Source organism: Mesorhizobium sp. B2-3-15 (assembly GCF_006442875.1).
GTDB classification, from domain to species: domain Bacteria; phylum Pseudomonadota; class Alphaproteobacteria; order Rhizobiales; family Rhizobiaceae; genus Mesorhizobium; species Mesorhizobium australicum.
In genome coordinates this window covers 756,963-773,348 of record NZ_VFVO01000001.1, presented here as the reverse complement: position 1 = coordinate 773,348, position 16,386 = coordinate 756,963, and the positions used below count along the sequence as shown (strand labels likewise).

Below are 16,386 nucleotides of genomic sequence, written 5' to 3'. Positions count from 1 at the left end.
GCGACAGAGCAGAACTCTTGATCTCGGCGATCGCCTTGATCGGGTTGAGGCCTCGGCCAGGTAGGCGCTATCTAGCAGCGAACAAACGCAGGCGCGCATTAACGCGACTCAGCCTCGGACGCCACGGCGGTCCGTGTCGGTTTCAACTGCCAGAATGACCTGACGAGCACATCCTCGGCATAGATAGCGTCATCGAACTGGTCCTGTCCAAGTGCCCGGCTCAGCGTCGGTCGATCCCCAAGCAGCGAAACGCCAAGGGCAGCCTGGTCATTCGAGAGCGGCACCCCCAGCGCGGCAAGAATGGTGGGAAATATGTCAATCGTGCCCGCAAGCCCGGTATAGGTTTTGGAAGGAATGCCATCGCCCGACAGCGAGAAGAAGTTGCGGCGTTCATAATTGTTCAAGCGATCCGTCACCGTGCTCGGCGCGCTGAGGTGGTCGCTTTGCAAGGCCAGAACAGTGTTCCTCATCAGACCCGCGGCTTCGGCTTTGTGAACGAAGTCCGCGATGAGCATGTTCGTGCATTTCACGGCATGGAGAATGTTGGGGGTCTGCGGAGGAAGTCCCATCTTGCCGATGCATTTGTCGGTCAGGTAGCCGTCCATCGCATGCCCGCCGCTGACGGCGATCGTGAGCGAGAACGGTTTGCCGTCCCGCTGCACTCGGCGCAAGACGCCGAAGCTCATATCCAGAACTTCGGCGTCGTCGGCGCCAAAAGCGTTGCCGCGCCCCGCGATGGCGGCCACCACTTCGGATCCCCCAAAAAGCGATGAGTAGCCATGGGTGGAATAGAATGTGCCCTGACCGGTGAAGTTGAGCGGCCAACCGGTAATAAAGTTCTGCTGATAGCCCCGCGCCTTCAGAACGTCGCCCAGGCAGGTCAGTCCTGGCAGGAATTGCGAATTCTCCTCCAGATACTGGCGCGTCGTGAAGAACGATATCAGCAGCGGCGTTCCACAGTTCGCAGCGACCATCCCTGAGATGGAGTTGTTGGTATAGGCAAGTTGCACCATGTTGGTCGCCGAAACGCCACGCCTGTCGAATTCGAGCAGCGGACCCATGACGTCGCCGAACTCCGCCTCGTTCATGTAGGTGCGCTCGGCGCTCTCAATGAAAATATGAATGAGGTTCTTTGGCGCGGCGGTCGCCGACGCTGTTTCAGCCGGCTTTGTCAAAGAGGTGACATCGACGAACTGCTTGGACAGGAAATCATGCAGCGGGTTGGGATGGATCGCTGCCGCGATCGGACGTGTCAGCATCGGGTTTGCCGCCAGGAAGAATGCCATCAAGGCAACGTCCAATCCTCTTGTCAGCGTGCCGCGCGCCTTCAGTGCGCCAAGACCGAAAAGACCGACGGCAATGATCAGGATCGTGCTTCCAGTATTCATCAAATACTCAAGAACGACACTGGGGGTGAGAACTCCGGCGTCGACATGCATGAACATCGCTGCCCAATCGAAATAGCCGAAAACATTTTCGAGGTAGACATAGACAAGGAAGAAAAAGCACGGAACGAGCGATAAATAGGCTCTGAACCACCCGCTTCCTGGCTGATCCGTCCTTGCCCCCTGGAGGCGATCCAGCAAGACAAGGGCGATCAAAGCCACTAGGCCGACGACCAGGATCAGCCTCTTCTCCTGAAAATAGACCTGCGAGGTGAGCCAGGTGAGCGATCCCACCGTCGCGGCGCTAACCAACGGTCCTATTGGCCAGTAACGAACCGCAGGAAATCCACTCATACTCTGTACTCGAGCGACGACTTCCGAAGTATCTATCGAGAATCTCTTAACGCTATACTAAGGTAACGTCACGTCATAGTGTATAGATGACAGCTGATTAATGAGGTTTCTCTAATGTAAGTCGTCCCGAAAATCACCTCGGTTTTGGGCAAGCAACGTGTATGAAAACAATGATGGGCGCGCCACATATCCAGGCCGTGCCGTGGCGCCTGGTAGCCGCTTCGACGGCGCTGAGGGATCCTTGATCTCAGCGCATTGTTGGTGAGGATGGCCGCCGTGTATTTCAGGCGAGTACCGATTCTCGATCAGCCGGCCGGCTTGTCCTCCGCCGAACCTAAACCCTTCTCTCCACCATCATCTTCTTGATCTCGGCGATCGCCTTCGCGGGATTGAGCCCCTTCGGGCAGGTCTGCGCGCAGTTCATGATGGTGTGGCAGCGATAGAGCCGGAACGGGTCTTCGAGATTGTCGAGCCGTTCCCCCTTGGCCTCGTCGCGGCTGTCGATCAGCCAGCGATAGGCCTGCAGCAGCGTCGCCGGGCCGAGATAGCGGTCGCCGTTCCACCAGTAGCTCGGGCACGAGGTCGAGCAGCAGGCGCACAATATGCACTCGTAAAGCCCGTCGAGCTTTTCGCGCTCCTCGTGGCTCTGCAGCCATTCCTTGGCCGGCGTTGGCGACACCGTCTTCAGCCATGGCTCGATGGAGGCGTGCTGGGCGTAGAAATTGGTAAGATCGGGCACCAGGTCCTTGATCACGGGCATATGCGGAAGCGGATAGATCTTGATCGCGCCCGATATGTCGTCGCAGCCCTTGGTGCAGGCAAGCGTGTTCGAGCCGTCGATGTTCATGGCGCAGGAACCGCAAATGCCTTCGCGGCAGGAGCGGCGCAAGGTCAGCGTCGGGTCGATCTTGTTCTTGATCCACAGCAGCGCGTCGAGCACCATCGGCCCGCAATCGTCCATATCGACGAAGTAGGTGTCCATGCGCGGGTTCTCGTCGTCGTCCGGCGACCAGCGATAGATGCGGTATTCCCTGAGATTTGTGGCACCCTCCGGCTTCGGCCAGGTCTTGCCCTGCTGGACCTTCGAGTTCTTTGGGAGCGTGAGTTCGACCATTACCTCAGGTCCTTTCGGATGACGAGCTTCAGCCCGGACCAAATTTCGTTCACGGCGGCGACCTTGACGTCGACAAGGTCGAGCTTGAGCGCTTCAGCACGGACAACGCCCTCGGTGACGTCGGTGGCCACTTTCGAGGCCTTCTTTGGCCAGGAGACCCAGACCATGCCGTCGCGCTTGATCGCCGCCTCGAGTGCGCCGAGGCGATCCTCGATCTCGGCGCGCTGTCTGGTGAAGGCGTGGACCGCGTCGTATTTCAGCACCGCGCCCGAAATGTCGGACCATTCGGCCAGCCGGTCGGCCTCGGCGAAATCGACGGCCTCGGCGAGGTCCGTGAGTTCCGGCGGCAGGGCGATGAAGGCAGCCATCATCCCATCCTTCAGGCCGAGCTTGGCCGGAAGGGACGTACCGGAATATCCCGCCGCCGTCGCCATCCTCAGTACACCCTGGCCTTCGGCGCTATCTTGGCCAGACTGATGCCGCCGTCCTTTTCGGCCAAAAGCGGCTCGGTGTGCACCGGCCTATAGGTCAGCGTCACCGCGCCGTCCTCGCTGAGATGGGCGAGCGTATGCTTGCGCCAGTTGGCGTCGTCGCGGGCGGAAAAATCTTCCCGAGCATGCGCGCCTCGGCTCTCCTTGCGCGCCTCGGCGCCGTAGACGGTGGTGATGGCGTTGGCCATCAGGTTTTCCAGTTCCAGAGTCTCGACCAGGTCCGAGTTCCAGATCATCGAGCGGTCGAAGACTTTGACATCCTTGAGCTCGGTCCAGATTTCCGAAATACGCTTGCAGCCGTTTTCGAGCGATTCCTGCGTGCGGAACACGGCGGCATCTTCCTGCATCGCCTTTTGCATCTTTTCACGAAGGACAGCCGTCGGCGTCGAGCCGTTGGCGTGGCGGAGCCGGTCGAAGCGATCCATGATCTTGTCGACCGAAGCCTGGTTGGGCGACGGGATCGCCGCCTTGCGGTCGATGACCTGGCCAGCTCGGATCGCCGCGGCGCGGCCGAACACCACCAGGTCGATCAGCGAGTTCGAGCCAAGCCGGTTGGCGCCGTGCACGGAAGCGCAACCGGCCTCGCCGACCGCCATCAGGCCGGGCGAGACCCGGTCGGGGTTGTCCGCAGTTGGATTGAGCACCTCGCCCCAATAGTTGGTCGGCACGCCGCCCATATTGTAGTGCACCGTCGGCAGCACCGGGATCGGCTCCTTGGTCAGGTCGACGCCGGCGAAGATTTTCGCCGACTCCGAAATGCCTGGAAGCCTTTCGTGCAAGACCGCCGGATCGAGATGATCGAGGTGCAGGAAGATGTGGTCCTTGGCCTTGCCGACGCCGCGGCCTTCGCGAATTTCCAGCGTCATGCAGCGCGAGACGACATCGCGCGAGGCGAGGTCCTTGGCCGACGGTGCGTAGCGCTCCATGAAGCGTTCGCCCTCGGAGTTGACGAGATAGCCGCCCTCGCCGCGCGCGCCCTCGGTAATCAGGCAGCCGGCGCCATAGATACCGGTCGGGTGAAACTGCACGAACTCCATGTCCTGCAACGGGAACCCCGCCCGCGCCGCCATGCCGCCACCGTCGCCGGTGCAGGTGTGCGCCGAGGTCGCCGAAAAATAGGCGCGCCCATAGCCGCCGGTCGCCAGCACCACCATCTTGGCCGAGAAGCGGTGGATGGTGCCGTCGTCCAGATTCCACGCCACGACGCCGGTGCAGGTGCCGTCCGGTTCCATGATCAGATCGAGCGCGAAATACTCGATGAAGAACTGCGCGTTGTTCTTCAGCGACTGGCCGTAGAGCGTGTGCAGGATGGCATGGCCGGTGCGGTCGGCGGCCGCACAGGTGCGCTGCACCGGCGGCCCGTCGCCATAGTTCATCATGTGGCCGCCGAACGGCCGCTGGTAGATCTTGCCCTCTTCGGTGCGCGAGAACGGCACGCCGTAATGTTCGAGTTCGTAAACGGCGGCCGGGGCTTCGCGCACCAGATATTCCATGGCGTCGACGTCGCCCAGCCAGTCCGAGCCCTTGACGGTGTCGTACATGTGCCACTGCCAGGAATCCGGGCCCATGTTGGACAGCGACGCGGCGATGCCGCCTTGTGCGGCAACCGTGTGCGAGCGGGTCGGGAACACCTTGGTGATGCAGGCGGTGCGCAGGCCCTGTTCGGCCATGCCAAGCGTGGCGCGCAGCCCGGCGCCGCCGGCGCCGACGACGACCACGTCGAACTTGTGATCGACAAAGGTGTAGCCTGCCGCGTTGGCTGATTTCGTGTCCTGGGCCAAGACTTCAGCCTCCGAATGCCAGTTTCAGCAGGGCGAACAGCGAAGCGACGCCGACTGCTATGGTGAAGAATGTGTTGAGGGCGATCAGCGTCAGCTTCATGCCTTCGCCATGCACATAGTCCTCGATGATCACCTGCATGCCGATCCGCATATGATAGAGCGGCGAGATGAGCACCAGGGCCATCACCAGCGCCACGAACGGGTTGGCGAGCGCTGCCCGCACCTGTGCATAGCCGGCGCCGTTGAGCGCGATCAGGAACCCGGTGAAAAACAGGATCAGCGGGATGTTGGCGATCGCCGTCAATCGCTGGCGCCAGAAATGCCCGGTGCCTTCGCGGGCAGAGCCCAGGCCGCGCACCCTGGCCAGCGGGGTGCGCATGTCGGTGTTCTTCGCACTCATCACAAAGCTCCCCGCGCTATGGTGCCGGCGACCCAGATCAGCAGCGTGAGCAGAACCGAGCCGGCAAGCGTCGCCCAGGCGATCTTCGAGGCCGTGTGTTTTTCAAGCCCGGCGCCGGTGTCCCAGATCAGATGGCGGACACCGCCCAGCATGTGATGCATCAGCGCCCAGCTATAGCCGAACAGGATCAGCCGCCCGATCCAGGTGCCGAAGGCCCAGTTCACCCAATCGAAAGCCGGCTGCGAGGATGCCGCCGCCATCAGCCAGACGGCAACCAGCAGCGTGCCGAAGTAAAGCGCGCCCCCGGTGATGCGATGGATGATCGACATCGTCATGGTGATCGGCGGCCGGTACACGCTCAGGTGCGGCGAAAGCGGCCTTTCGCGTCTGGCTTGGGTGGCTGGTGATTTGCTCATGGCTGCCCCAGTTCGGCGTCTGCCGCCTCAGGTGGAAATGCGGCATTGCCGCTTCCGGTTGCGACTTCGGACAGCCGGTTTCTAATGCTCTTTTTGCACCGCGTCAAAGCCAGAAAACCGTTTCGAAAACGTAATTTAGTCTGACTAAAAGCCGGATGCGGCTTCAATCGATTAGCGGGCGAACAGCCGAAGCCGGCTCGATATCGCTGCAGTGCAGCATGTCTCGCCAGGGGCGCGGCCGTGTCGAGATTTGGCTCACCGGGTGCAGGTCTGCGGCGTCGATCCCTTCTTCATCACCAGCGCCTCGCGTCCGTCGATCACGATTGCGTCATGCGTGACCCCCTGGTAGCGGCTGCTCTGGTTTGCCGGTGACGCCGCGAACTCCTCGGTGGCGCCTTCCTGGCCGACCACGCGCAGCGACGTGCCGAGATTCTGAATGGTGATCATGCCGCCATTGCCGCATCTGTAGGTGGCCGTGCCTGTGGTGAGGCGTGGGGCGGTGAGGTCGGTGGTGATCTTGGTCGCCGGTCGCGCGGACTGTTGCTGGACGGGAGCAGCAGGCGCCACCACGGGTGTCGCTGTGTTGGCGGCCTTGGGCGCGCCGTCCTCCGGCACACAGGCGCCGGCCGCGAGAAGCAGCGGAATAGCGAACGACATCCGAAGCGTTCGGTCAAACATCATGTGCTGCCCCCTCATGGCCGGGCACGCTAGCCACGCGGCGCGCCAAGATCAAGTTCACCCCGGATTAGACCGGCCATGTCGATCCTTGGGGACATCGGCGGCGACCGCGAAATTAACCATGTTCATTGAGAAACGGCCGTCGGGCCGCTCCTCCCCTTAACAAAGGTTAAGAAAGGGTTAATTTCTGATTCGGACCAGATCGGGGCGCGACCTCTCTCGCGCCGACAAAGGGAGAGCGACATGCGTTCTAGATCAGTGCGGGCTAAATCAGTGCGGGCCAAATCAGTGCGGACGACCCTCGCGGCCCTCACGCTGGCAGCGCTTGCCGTCACGGTGGCCGCGCCGGCCGAAGCCGGCTTGCGCCATCACGACCGCGTCTACGCCGATTCGCTCGGCAATCTCGTCATCGACAGCGCAGCCGGCTACAAGCGCATCATCGTCGGCGAAGGCAAGCTGGCCAGGCAATTGTCCGACTACACCAGCGCCGGCCAGCCCAAGGTGATCTACCAGAACGAATCCGACGACATATCGGGCGAAGGCGACTGCTACCGCCCGCCGGTGTTCGTCAAGGGCCGCTCCTATATGTACGGCCTGTCCGACGGCGAAATGCCTGAGCTCAGCCCCTGCCGTTGATGCGGGCCTGGCCGATTTTGAACACGGCCAGCCCATCGGCCGGCCCGGTGGAGACACGCACGCAGTCGCGCCCGGCATTCTTTGCCAGGTAGAGCGCTTCATCCGCGCGCCGCATCAGGTCGGAAAACCCCTCGCTCACGTGGAGCTCGGCAATCCCGAAGCTCGACGTGCAGCGGTTGTCGGCCGGCAACCCGCTGATGGGCAATGCGCCGAACGCGTGGCGGGTGCCTTCCGCGAACAGCCGGGCGGCTGCAAGATTGGCGCCTGTCAGGATAACGGCGAACTCCTCGCCGCCGATGCGGCCAACCACGTGATGGCCCTCGGCCGCTTCTCGCAGCAAGCCGGCAAAGGCCTCGATCACCCGGTCGCCGGAGGCATGGCCGAAGCTGTCGTTGACGGACTTGAAATGATCGAGATCGGCAATAACCATCGCCACCGGCACGCCCAGGCGCCTGGCGTCGTGCACCGCTAGCTCCGCATGACGCGTGAAGCCGCCACGGTTGAGCAGGCCCGACAGCGTGTCCACCTCCGACTTCGACGTCACTTCGGCAAGCACATCGCGAACGAGAATGCCCAGCGTCAGCAGCGCCAGTGCCAGGGCAAAGACAGTGCCCAGCGACTGCGACACCAGCGCGTAGCTGCTTTGCAGATAGGCCTGCGGATTGGCGCCCCACCCGCCGAACGCATGCGCGATGAACGGCTTTGAGGCAAACTGCAGGCCGCTGGCCGCCAGCACCGCCATCAAGATCAGATCGAGGCGACCGCGGCTTTGCCTAGACGTCCAGACGATGCCAAGGCCAACGAACTGCATGGCGGCGTAGGGAAGCTGGTAGGCCATGATGCGGGTGAGCGACTGGCGCGGCAGATCCTGCACGAAATAGACCGCGATGGTGGTTGCGCCCAGGAAGAACAGCATCGGCGTCCATGGCAGCGCCACGCCATATTTGCGGGCAAGTCCGCCGTTGAAGGCAATGGTGGCGCCGAGGAAAACGGCAAAGGCGGTAACCACAGGAAGCCGTGCATCGTTGAAGGCCGGAATGCTGAATTCGATCGCCGAATAGACCACGCCCAGGACATAAGCTGACGCCATCCAGCGCGCCGGCGCGCGGCCGGCATCATGGAACGAGACAGCCATGAAGGATGCCGCCAGCAGGCCGGCAACCGCCAGATTGATCAACAGGATGAAGTTGGCGCCGCTCATCTATCCTCAAACCCCCGCCGACAGCTAAACATCGACGGGCGAAAAAGACGTTAACGCGAAGCGCGGACGCGGCGGTCAGCTGGCCCTGAGCGGCTCCGGCACGAACACCGTCTCCGGTCGCTCGTAGGAGAGGCGCACGCTGTCGCGACCATTTTTCTTGGCCTTGTAAAGCGCCTCGTCGGCCCGTCGCATCAACGGTTCCAGCGTCTCGTCGCCGCTGCGGGCCGCCACGCCGAAGCTGGCGGTAACCTTGGTGCCGGCGGGAAGCCCGTCGACGCCGCCGGCCGAATAGAGTGTGCGCACCGCCTCGGCGAAGAGCCGCGCCGCGGCGAGATCGGTCAGCGGCAAAAGCACGGCGAATTCCTCGCCGCCTATGCGCCCCGCGGCACCTCGTGCTCCCGTGGCCGAGCGCAGCTTCCCGGCGAAATCCGCGATCACGCGGTCGCCGGCGGCATGCCCGTGCATATCGTTGAGCGCCTTGAAATGGTCGAGGTCGGCCAGCACCAGCGCCACCGGGAATTTGGCCACGGCGCAACGCTGCAGCAGCATGGCGGCGCGCTCCTCGAAACCCCGGCGGTTGAGCAGCCCCGAAAGCGGATCGGTGTGGGTTTCCGTCTTCAGCGCCTTCATCACATCGAGCGCGGCGGCGGTGAAGAGGCAAAGCGCGATCAGCAGCGACAGCAGCGCGTGCGACAGCAGCGCCGTCGTCCAGTAGGACGAGCCGTAGAAGCCGTCATAACCGGCGAAGGGCCCGTGCGCGATGACGACCGCCAGGGTGCGCACGAAGAAATTGACGCTGGACAGCAGCGACAGCACGAACAGGATCTTTTCTGTCGGGCCGTTGTTGCGCACCGGGCGCAGTTCGGCGGCGACGAGCAGGCTGACGCCGCCGAAACCGAAATTCATCGCCAGGATGCGCCAGGTGAGATCCGGGGTGACGAACAGGAACCACGCGAATGCCGCAAGGCCGCCGCCCGCCAGCACGGCGATCCCGACGCCGGGCACCTTCCGGCCGTAGCGGGCGATGATGGCGCCGGACAGGCAGCAGGCGGCGATGGTGAAGCAGATGTTCGACACCAGCTTGGTCAGCGTCACACCGATGGGCAAGGTGAAATATTGGAACAGGAAGCCGGGCGCCGAGACGCAGTAGCTGAGCGCCAGCACCGCCAGATAGGGGCGATGGCGCTGATGGAACCACAGCATGAGGAAGGCCGCGCCGAGCGCCAGCGCGATCGTCGGGTTGAGCAACGCAATGAACAGGCCGGTGTCCAAAGGACTGTGACTTCCCCTCTGTTGACGTCGCGGAAGACCTTAGAGGGCAAGCCCAAACAAGCCGTTAAGCCTGGGCTGTCGGCGCCGTATGTTTGCGGGAACCCGGTGCTGTCGGAAGCGTTCCTGAATTCACAATCCAGGAGCAGGCCATGGCCGACACGATCACATTGACCGACCACGATGCAATCCGTTCATGGGCTGCCGGGCGTGCCGGCTTTCCCGCAATCGTCGACATATCGCCAGAGGCTGGGACGCAGCCCATGCTTAGGCTGGTCTTCGGCCAGCACGCCTATCAGGACCAGGACCAGCCGGAACGGCCCGTCAACGCCGGCGGCTATGAGCTTGTCGAATGGGACGAGTGGTTCAAGCTCTTCGACGAAGAGCAGCTGGCGCTCGTGGTCGCGGTGGACGAACCTGGGCGCCGCGAGGAATTCCATGAACTCATCCGGCGCGACAGGAAGGCTTGACCCAAGCCCTGCAAAGGCTCGGGTCAACTCCAGCCTGGCTTATTTCCAGTCCCGAATGTCGACGAAGTGGCCGGCAATCGCCGCGGCGGCCGCCATGGCCGGCGACACAAGGTGGGTGCGGCCCTTGAAGCCCTGGCGGCCTTCGAAATTGCGGTTCGAGGTCGAGGCGCAGCGCTCATGCGGCTTCAGCCGGTCGTCGTTCATGGCCAGGCACATCGAACAGCCCGGCTCGCGCCAGTCGAACCCGGCGGCGCGGAAGATCTTGTCCAGCCCCTCGGCTTCGGCCTGCTCCTTGACCAGGCCGGAGCCCGGCACGATCATGGCATCGACATGCGGGCTGACTGTCTTGCCCTCGACCACCTTGGCGACGGCGCGCAGATCCTCGATGCGGCCGTTGGTGCAGGAGCCGATGAAGACGCGGTCGAGGGTGATGTCGGTGATCTTCGTCCCCGGCGTCAGGCCCATATAGTCGAGCGCGCGCAGCTTGGAGGTGCGCTTGTTCTCGTCGGTGATGTCTTCCGGGTTCGGCACGATGCCCTGCACGGAGACGACATCCTCGGGCGAGGAGCCCCAGGAGACGATCGGCGGCAGCTTGGCCGCGTCGAGCACGATCACCTTGTCGAAATGCGCGCCTTCGTCGGTCTGCAGCGTCTTCCAGTATTCGAGCGCCGCGTCCCAGGCAGCGCCCTTCGGCGCGCGCGGCTTGTCCTTGACATAGGCGAAGGTGGTCTCGTCGGCCGCGATCAGGCCGGCGCGCGCGCCGCCCTCGATCGACATGTTGCAGATCGTCATGCGGCCTTCCATCGACAGCGCACGGATCGCCTCGCCGGCATATTCGATGACATAGCCGGTGCCGCCGGCGGTGCCGATCTCGCCGATGATTGCGAGGATGATGTCCTTGGCGGTGACCCCTTCCGGCAGCTGGCCGTCGACGCGCACCAGCATGTTCTTGGCCTTGCGCTGGATCAGCGTTTGCGTCGCCAGCACATGCTCGACCTCGGACGTGCCGATGCCATGCGCCAGCGCGCCGAAGGCACCGTGCGTCGAAGTGTGGCTGTCGCCGCAGACGATGGTCATGCCGGGCAGCGTAAAGCCCTGCTCGGGGCCGATGATGTGGACGATGCCCTGGCGGATATCGTTCTCGGAATAATATTCGACGCCGAAATCCCTGGCGTTCCTGGCCAGCGCTTCGACCTGGATGCGGCTTTCCTCGTTCTTGATGCCGAACTTGCGCTCGGGCGAGGTCGAGACGTTGTGGTCGACCACGGCCAGCGTCTTTTCCGGGTGACGGACTTTCCGGCCGCTCATGCGCAGGCCTTCGAAGGCCTGCGGACTGGTCACCTCATGGACGAGGTGGCGGTCAATGTAGAGCAGGCAGGTGCCGTCGTCCTGGCGGTCGACGACATGGTCGTCGAAAATCTTGTCGTAGAGGGTGCGCGGTGCGCTCATGTGCGTAAATCCGTCGATATGAGAATGGGAAGGAGCTGATGCCGCAAGCCCGCGGCCGGCCGGCAGGGATCAGCGAAGTCGGCTGGTCAGGGCGCCGGACACGCGCGCGGAAAAGCGCGACGGCAGGCGTTTTCTGTCCTGCAGCACGAACCCCTTGTAGGCCGGATCGCTGAAAAGCTTTTCCATGGCGGGCTAGATAGCAATGTTTTGGCTTTTCGGCAATTGCGGCGTGTCGCCGGCACCTCTTCCCTCGGCTTACATCACCTCGAACACAAAAGTCTTCACCAGCGCGTCGGGCTCGGCGATGGCGTAACAGCGAAACCACGGGCTTGCCTCAACCGCCCGCCATTTCGCTGCCTGTTCCAATTCGTCGAACACGGCCTGAAAACCGCCGCTGTCGAACACCTGGTCGCGCACGGTGAAGATGGCGTGGCCGCCCTTTTTCGTGATGCGCACCAGTTCGTGCAGGCCGGTGGCCGGCGCGTGGCTGATGGTGAACACACCGGTGGAGAAGAAGGCGCGGAAATACCCGTCCGGCCATGGCAGCGGCCCGCCCAGCATTGCCTGCTTCAGCTCGCTGTAGGCTCTGCGGCTGCCGGCGATCTTGAGCATATCGTCCGACAGGTCGAGTCCGGCAATGTCGCTATAGCCGAGCGCCTTCAGCGACGGTCCCGACAGGCCCGTGCCGCAGCCGGCGTCGAGCAGCGGCCCTTCTCCCGCAGGCACGTGGCGGGTAACCCAGGCGGTGATCAGGAACGGCAGGAGATACCCGAGCGAGGCGGTTTCGCCATCATAGGTCGCGGCCCATGCGGCATAGGCCCGCGCCAGCGTTTCGGGCGTATCGGCCGTGTAGACCGAATCCAGCGCCGCATTGGCCTTGTCGATGTTCACTGGCAGTTCCTCCTCCGGCAAGCACCGAGCGTAACGCTGTCCCGGCCCAAAAACTATTCCTCGTGCTGGCGGCGCAAACGCCGCTCCAGCGCCCTGAGCGCCAGCGACAGGCCGACGGTGAGGATGAGATAGATATAGGCTGTTATCGAATAGGTCTCGAAGAAGCGGAACGAGCCGGCGGCATACACTTTGCCCATCTGCGTGATGTCGGCGACGCCGAGCACCGAGACCAGCGAGGAATCCTTGACCAGGGCGACGAAATCATTGCCGAGCGGCGGCAGGATGGTGCGGATCGCCTGTGGGAACACGACCAGCCGGAAGCGCTGCGCACGGCTCAGCCCCAAGGCCTTCGCTGCCTCGATCTGTCCTTTCTCGACCGACTGGATGCCGGCGCGAAAAACCTCGGAGATAAAGGCCGAATAGCCGATGGTCAGCGCCATGATGGCACGCCACAGCAACGACACGTCACGCACCAGCAATTCGCCGAGGATGCCGACATTCTGCAATGGCGCGGTCAGCCCGTTCCAGGCCGCGACGAAGGCCGGCGCGCCGGCAAAGGCTATCCAGAACAGCAGCACCAGGATCGGCACGCCGCGAATGATCTCGACATAGAAGCGCGCGATCTGCCGCAGCCAGGCCGAACCCGACAGTCCCATCAAAGCGATGCCGAGGCCGATCACCGACGCCAGGACAAAGGCGATCACGGTGACGAAGACGGTGATGCCGATGCCCTTGGCGACAGTGGCGAAGACCTGCGCATAGAGATCGCTGGCGGCGATGGCGAGAGCGGCCGCCAGCGCAAGGACACCGGCAACGGCGAGCCACCAGGGGAAGTCTGGTTTGGAAATGGTGGGGGCTGCCATTAGCAGAGGTCGGCGACGCAAGAACTGCGAGAGGGACGCGCCAACGCAAATCCCTGCCCATCAGACCACGCCCTCAACAAGATTGGCTCACTGCCCCATCTTGTAATCAAGGAACCACTTCTTGTTCAGCGCATCGAAGGTGCCATCCGCCTTCAGCGCTGCGATCGCCGCGTTGACCGGCTTCACGAGGTCGGAGCCCTTGGGGAAGATGAAGCCGAAATCCTCGGTGCCGAGCGGGCCGCCGATCAGCTTCAGCTTGCCCTCCGAAGCATCGACATAACCCTTGCCGGCGGTGCCGTCGGTCAGCACGACATCGACGTCGCCGGACTTCAGTGCCTGGACGGTGGCGCCAAACGTCTCGAACAGTTTGATGCGCGGGTTCTGCTCATTGCCGTCGAGCACACTGTAGACGGCGGTGTAGAAAGGCGTGGTGCCGGCCTGTGCGCCGATCAGTCCGTCCTTGAAGGCGCCGAAGGTCTTGGCGTCGGTGAAGCGGCTTTCATCGCCGCGCACCAGCATGAACTGTTCCGAGCGCATATAGGGGTCGGAGAAATCCACCTTCTGCTTGCGGTCGTCCTTGATGGTGATGCCGGTCATGCCGATGTTGTACTGGTTGTCGGAAACCGCCTGGATCATCGCATCCCAGGAGGTGTTCTGGTACTCGACCTTGAAATTGAGCCGCTTGGCGATCTCGTTCATCGCGTCATATTCCCAGCCAATCTGTTTTCCCGTCTTGGCGTCGATGAACTGCAGCGGCGGATAGGCGTTCTCGGTCACCACCACCACTTGTCTGCCGCCGAGATCGGGCAGCGCCTGCGCGAAGGCGGCAACGGGCGCCAAGACCAGGGCCAACAGGCCGGCCAACAGCAATTTCGATTTGGTCATGACACACTCCCCGAAATGATTGGCCGCGCGATGCATGCGCGGCAGAGAAATCCGGCGCCGACTTTAGCTTTCCGCAAGCGCCTTGCAAGACGGGTCCAGCGCGACCTTGCGCGTTGACGTGGATTCCAGTGCTTCCGGGAGGCGGTTTTTGAGGACGATCCTTGCCGCGATCAATCTTGCTCGGTCGCGGCTTCGCGCAATCCCGCGACAAGGCGGGTGAGCGTGCCGTGAAGGGTTTTGAGCTCAGCCCGCTCCAGCGGCATGCCGCAATCGAGCGCCGCCTGCACATCCTTCATGTTCGCGCGCAGCGCCTGGCCCTTGGCCGTCGGCTCGACCAGCACCCGGCGCTCGTCGTCGGCATCGCGCCGGCGGGTGACGAGGCCGCCCGCTTCCATTCGCTTGAGCAGCGGGGTCAGCGTCGCTGAATCCAGGCCGAGCGCTTCGCCAAGGTCGCCGACCGTGCTCGGCGCGCGTTCCCACAGCGCCAGCATCACCAGATATTGCGGATAGGTCAGGCCGAGCGGATCGAGCAACGGCCGGTAAAGCTTGGTCATCAATCCGCTCGCCGAATAGAGCGCGAAACAGAGCTGTTGATCGAGCCGTGGCACCGGGTGCGCCCGGGCGGCCTCCGCCGGGGCTTCTCTGGCTTTCGTTTCGACTTTTGTCGTCATGCCACCTTTACCGAAAGCGCCACCTCGACATTGCCCCTGATGGCATTCGAATAGGGGCAAATCTGATGCGCCGCCGATACAAGCGCTTCAGCCGCCGCCTGATCAAGGCCTTTCGTCTCCGCTGCCAACGCGACGCCGAGCTTGAAGCCTTCGCCATTGGGGAGCAGGCTGACGGTGGCCGCTACCGCTGCATCCTCGAGCGGCAGCTTCTGCTTGCGCGCCACGAAGCGGATCGCGCTTTCGAAGCAGGCGGCATAGCCGATGGCGAAAAGCTGTTCGGGATTGGTCGCGCCACCTGGTCCGCCGAGCTCCTTGGGCATTGCCAGATCGACCTTGAGCAGGCCATCGCTGGTTTCGCCATGGCCGGCGCGACCGCCCGTCACGTGGGCCTGTGTGGTGTAGAGTGCCATCTTCCATTCTCCAATTAGATTGTGCACGATTAGTTAGTACACAATATGATTGGGCGTCAATTGCCGACCCCGATCTCCGAGGCTGAACCCGTTCACAGTTCGGTGAAACGAAAAAAAGGCGGCCGAAGCCGCCTTTTTCAAATTCCTTCGTCGAACTCTTATTCGGCCGGGGTCGCTTCGGCGGCAGCCTTGGCTGCTGCTTCAGCCTCGGCGGCTGCCTTCTTCTCGGCGGCTTCCTTGGCGGCCGTCTCGGCGGCCAGCGCCTGGGCGGCTGCGACCTTCTCGGCCTCGATGCGCGCCTTCTCGGCGTTCAGCGCGTCGCGCTCCTCATCATTGAGCTTGCGGGCGCGCACGCCGGTGTTTTCCGAAATACGGGCCGACTTGCCGCGACGATCGCGCAGGTAATAGAGCTTGGCGCGACGTACCTTGCCGCGGCGCACGATCTCGACGCCTTCGACCATCGGCGAGTAGACGGGGAACACGCGCTCGACGCCTTCGCCGTAGGAGATCTTGCGGACGGTGAAATTTTCCTGGAAGCCGGAACCGGCGCGGGCGATGACGACGCCCTCATAAGCCTGGACGCGGGTGCGGGTGCCTTCGGTCACGCGGACCTGGACGCGCACGGTGTCGCCGGGCTGGAATTCGGGAAGCTTGCGCTTGGCTTCGATCTTGGCGGCCTGTTCGGCCTCGAGCTGACGGATGAGATCCATCTAAAAATCCACTTCTTGTTCTTCCGACAGTCAGAGCGCCCTACGCTCGCCTTGCAGTTCCATTGACCGCTCGGCTATGTCCTTTGTCTCCAAGACATTTGTCTCCCAGACATCGGGCAGGGGCGACTACACCGTCATTGTTGACGGGTCCGGCAGATTTGTTCTTGCCGGTACGGGCGGGCACATACAGCTATTTCGGCGCTTTGTCACGCCTTGCCCATGCATTTTTTGCCGGCATGGCTCCCGGCATGGCACCATCTTAATCCTGCCGTGCCGGGTTGCGTCTGTCCACCAAGCTTCCTAAGCCAGAAT

At 63.0% G+C, this 16,386-nt stretch carries 18 protein-coding genes; 2 read left to right on the top strand and 16 right to left on the bottom strand.

Going from position 1 to position 16,386, the window contains the following annotated elements; translation table 11 throughout:
- Positions 1-98: 98 nt before the first annotated feature.
- From FJ954_RS03875 to FJ954_RS03845, 7 genes are all read right to left on the bottom strand, one after another.
- A complete protein-coding gene (locus FJ954_RS03875; protein WP_246681011.1) occupies positions 99-1,679 on the bottom strand; it encodes an LTA synthase family protein in 1,581 nt (526 codons plus the stop codon).
- A gap of 394 nt (positions 1,680-2,073) precedes the next feature.
- A complete protein-coding gene (locus tag FJ954_RS03870; RefSeq protein ID WP_140660465.1) occupies positions 2,074-2,853 on the bottom strand; it encodes a succinate dehydrogenase iron-sulfur subunit in 780 nt (259 codons plus the stop codon).
- The gene (locus FJ954_RS03865; protein ID WP_140660464.1) at positions 2,853-3,287 is read right to left on the bottom strand and encodes a DUF3052 domain-containing protein; all 435 of its coding nucleotides are present in this window, start codon (positions 3,285-3,287) and stop codon (positions 2,853-2,855) included. Before FJ954_RS03865 ends, FJ954_RS03870 begins: the two co-directional genes overlap by 1 nt.
- Positions 3,288-3,289: 2 nt before the next feature.
- Positions 3,290-5,125, bottom strand: coding sequence for a succinate dehydrogenase flavoprotein subunit (sdhA, locus tag FJ954_RS03860; RefSeq protein WP_015315038.1), 1,836 nt, complete (start codon positions 5,123-5,125; stop codon positions 3,290-3,292).
- Between the two features lie 4 nt (positions 5,126-5,129).
- Entirely contained in the window at positions 5,130-5,525 is a 396-nt protein-coding gene (sdhD, locus tag FJ954_RS03855; protein ID WP_015315037.1) for a succinate dehydrogenase, hydrophobic membrane anchor protein, read from the bottom strand.
- Positions 5,525-5,941: a succinate dehydrogenase, cytochrome b556 subunit gene (gene sdhC, locus FJ954_RS03850; RefSeq protein WP_140660463.1), complete on the bottom strand. Its 417-nt coding sequence runs from the start codon at positions 5,939-5,941 to the stop codon at positions 5,525-5,527. Before sdhC ends, sdhD begins: the two co-directional genes overlap by 1 nt.
- 255 nt (positions 5,942-6,196) lie before the next feature.
- Positions 6,197-6,622 (bottom strand): hypothetical protein, encoded by a 426-nt coding sequence (locus FJ954_RS03845; RefSeq protein ID WP_015315035.1) that lies wholly within the window; start codon positions 6,620-6,622, stop codon positions 6,197-6,199.
- Between the two features lie 270 nt (positions 6,623-6,892).
- On the opposite strand from FJ954_RS03845, the gene FJ954_RS03840 reads away from it, so the two are divergent.
- On the top strand, positions 6,893-7,255 hold the full coding sequence (locus FJ954_RS03840; RefSeq protein ID WP_140660511.1) for a hypothetical protein: 363 nt from the start codon (positions 6,893-6,895) through the stop codon (positions 7,253-7,255).
- On the opposite strand, the gene FJ954_RS03835 is transcribed toward FJ954_RS03840, so the two are convergent.
- Complete coding sequence (locus tag FJ954_RS03835) at positions 7,239-8,456, bottom strand: GGDEF domain-containing protein (protein ID WP_140660462.1); 1,218 nt, start codon at positions 8,454-8,456, stop codon at positions 7,239-7,241. The genes FJ954_RS03840 and FJ954_RS03835 overlap by 17 nt on opposite strands.
- 75 nt (positions 8,457-8,531) lie before the next feature.
- Positions 8,532-9,728, bottom strand: a complete 1,197-nt coding sequence (locus tag FJ954_RS03830; RefSeq protein ID WP_140618344.1) for a GGDEF domain-containing protein — start codon at positions 9,726-9,728, stop codon at positions 8,532-8,534.
- Between the two features lie 149 nt (positions 9,729-9,877).
- Here FJ954_RS03830 and FJ954_RS03825 point away from each other — a divergent pair, with 149 nt between their 5' ends.
- Entirely contained in the window at positions 9,878-10,195 is a 318-nt protein-coding gene (locus FJ954_RS03825) for a hypothetical protein (RefSeq protein ID WP_140660461.1), read from the top strand.
- 39 nt (positions 10,196-10,234) lie between these two features.
- Here the strand turns inward: FJ954_RS03825 and leuC are convergent, their stop codons facing one another.
- The 7 genes from leuC to rplS form a co-directional block, all read right to left on the bottom strand.
- Complete coding sequence (leuC, locus tag FJ954_RS03820; protein WP_140618342.1) at positions 10,235-11,644, bottom strand: 3-isopropylmalate dehydratase large subunit; 1,410 nt, start codon at positions 11,642-11,644, stop codon at positions 10,235-10,237.
- A gap of 255 nt (positions 11,645-11,899) precedes the next feature.
- Positions 11,900-12,535, bottom strand: coding sequence for a class I SAM-dependent methyltransferase (locus FJ954_RS03810; RefSeq protein WP_140660460.1), 636 nt, complete (start codon positions 12,533-12,535; stop codon positions 11,900-11,902).
- A 53-nt stretch (positions 12,536-12,588) separates the two neighbouring features.
- Entirely contained in the window at positions 12,589-13,398 is an 810-nt protein-coding gene (locus FJ954_RS03805; RefSeq protein ID WP_140660459.1) for an amino acid ABC transporter permease, read from the bottom strand.
- A gap of 87 nt (positions 13,399-13,485) precedes the next feature.
- The gene (locus tag FJ954_RS03800; RefSeq protein WP_015315026.1) at positions 13,486-14,283 is read right to left on the bottom strand and encodes a transporter substrate-binding domain-containing protein; all 798 of its coding nucleotides are present in this window, start codon (positions 14,281-14,283) and stop codon (positions 13,486-13,488) included.
- 170 nt (positions 14,284-14,453) lie between these two features.
- Positions 14,454-14,954 (bottom strand): MarR family winged helix-turn-helix transcriptional regulator, encoded by a 501-nt coding sequence (locus tag FJ954_RS03795; RefSeq protein WP_015315025.1) that lies wholly within the window; start codon positions 14,952-14,954, stop codon positions 14,454-14,456.
- Positions 14,951-15,364, bottom strand: a complete 414-nt coding sequence (locus tag FJ954_RS03790; RefSeq protein ID WP_140660458.1) for an organic hydroperoxide resistance protein — start codon at positions 15,362-15,364, stop codon at positions 14,951-14,953. The genes FJ954_RS03795 and FJ954_RS03790 overlap by 4 nt, the downstream gene beginning before the upstream one ends.
- Before the next feature lie 158 nt (positions 15,365-15,522).
- Entirely contained in the window at positions 15,523-16,074 is a 552-nt protein-coding gene (rplS, locus tag FJ954_RS03785; protein ID WP_013892267.1) for a 50S ribosomal protein L19, read from the bottom strand.
- Positions 16,075-16,386 lie beyond the last annotated feature (312 nt).